Below are 520 nucleotides of genomic sequence, written 5' to 3'. Positions count from 1 at the left end.
CGCATGCGGCGCCATGCATGGCGCGCATGACCCATGCGAATCGCGCAAGGAGCGGTATGGATACCCGGTGGCTGCAGGACTTCATCACCCTGTCGGAGCTGCGCAATTTCACGCGCGCGGCCGAGGCCCGCAATCTGTCGCAGGCGGCGTTCAGCCGCCGCATCCAGAGCCTGGAGAACTGGGCCGGCGCGCGGCTGATCGACCGTTCCGCTTTCCCGACCCAGCTCACCGAGGCGGGCGAGCGTTTCCGCGTCGCGGCCATCGAACTGGTCAACCAGTTGGTCGAGGCGCGCGCGGGAATCGCCGCCGTGCCGGCGCGCAACCAGTTGCGACTGGCGACGTCCTATGCCCTGGCGACGACCCACCTGCCGCGCTGGTGGCGCGACTGGAGCGCGGGCCAGCAGCTCAGTTGCAGCCTGCAGACGGGCAATGTGCATGACACGGTGTCGGCCTTCACCTCGGGCGCGGCCGATCTGTTGATCTGTTTCCACCAGTTGGCGCAGCCATTGCCGCTGGACCT

At 68.3% G+C, this 520-nt stretch carries 1 protein-coding gene; it reads left to right on the top strand.

The features are described 5' to 3' along the window. Window positions 1-17: 17 nt before the first annotated feature. The coding region (locus tag DNK89_RS23975) for a LysR family transcriptional regulator (RefSeq protein ID WP_238990929.1) at window positions 18-520 on the top strand (503 nt) is incomplete at its 3' end.

This window comes from Acidovorax sp. ST3 (genome assembly GCF_003231145.1).
Classification (GTDB): Bacteria; Pseudomonadota; Gammaproteobacteria; order Burkholderiales; family Burkholderiaceae_C; genus Acidovorax.
This window is presented reverse-complemented; position numbering and strand designations above follow the sequence as displayed.